General features: G+C 32.8%; 1 protein-coding gene. It reads right to left on the bottom strand.

The annotated features are described in order from the left end of the window. A partial coding sequence (locus ACFQ2O_RS21605) for an AIPR family protein (RefSeq protein ID WP_377532975.1) occupies nucleotides 1–1,443 on the bottom strand: 1,443 nt, incomplete at both ends.

The raw sequence follows: 1,443 nt of genomic DNA, 5'->3' as shown, positions 1-1,443 counted from the left end.
CTTCTAGATAATTATCATCATCTAATTTCTCCAATAACCACTTTTTTCGTTTTGTAAATTCGTTCTTTCGAGCTGGGGCAGTTATATCAATTCTAGTAGTTTGTTCAGAACTTGTTTCTGTGTTCCCAAACTTATAAAGTGCTCTTGACATCATTAAGGAGCTCATAATGTGGAGAAATACGAAACCTCCCTTTGAAATAAGACTTCTTTCTTTATCAGAATATGTATTGCTACGAATATCCGAGTTTTTTATACTCCATATCTTTTGATAGAGAACAGAAGCAAACTTGTAAATATCATAGTCCGCATTATCGTGAAAAATGATGTCATATTTTCCTTGCGATTCAAAAAGAGTTGAAGCATCATTTATGGCAACTACAGATTCTTTGTTAACTACTGTATGTATGATCTGTGCCATTTTTAGTAAGCCTATAACTTTGTTTCCTGTGTATCCTTGTCTCTTGTAATAGTTTTCTCTTCTTTCGTAATATATTCCAACCTCTTTTAAATATTTTTCAATGTTGCGCTGAATATTATCATTAGCTTTTAAACTTGCTGACTTAACTGGGTTCTGCGAATTTGTCGCACTAATTATGTCCGTTTGAACTTCTAAGTTTTCTGTATTTACCAGTTTGACAAAAACTTTAAGTGCATCAGGAAGTGATTCTATTTCAATTTGGGCGTAGTATAAACAGTGGACTGTTTGACAACCATTAACAATTTGTGGATTAACAACACTATATTCATTATTACCTAATGGCTCTATAGAATCACCAATTATTGTTAGCCCATTATTCATTGCCCAAAAATTTTGAGCTTTATCGGGATCTTTTGCAGATTCAATAATTGAACTGTTTATTTTTTTGTCTTCACCTAGAAAGAACCTAACATTCCCTTCAGTTAAATGACTTTTGAATTCTCCATTTTCATCTTTTAAAGCAGTGATTAAGTCGTTGCCTGAAATGAATCCAGTAAATCCACTTATATCAACTCCTCTTTCTTTGATCTCAAGAGGTTGAGAACTAAATTTCAATTCAATACTTTCATCAACTCTTTCTGTTAAGTCAAGAAGTTTTTGAGCCCCCCAATATTCAAATTCAAATGGAATATTGAGATTGTTCTTTTCAAGTTCCTCCTGGAGGTGCGAAATTTTCTCTGGAATATTGATATCTGGTGCAGCCGTCACATAATATACCTCACAGGTAAACTTTGCTCTTTCTCTGCTTGATTTTCTAAAAATTTTACGAATCAAATCGGCTGTGTCAAGTATATCCTGATTCGCTCCTATCTGTTGTAACTTATCTAAACCTAGTTCAAGGTTGAATATTTCTTCAATGCCTTCTTTTAGATTTTTAAATCCATTAGCAGAAAACCCACTTTCCTTTTTAGTTTGGAAGAATTTTACCTTTATATGGCTTTCCTTATTTATTGGGTGATTTTCAT

It is taken from the genome of Pontibacter rugosus (genome assembly GCF_042678745.1).
Taxonomy (GTDB): Bacteria; Bacteroidota; Bacteroidia; order Cytophagales; family Hymenobacteraceae; genus Pontibacter; species Pontibacter rugosus.
Note: the sequence above shows the minus strand (reverse complement) of the source record. Positions and strands in the feature narration are given on the sequence as shown.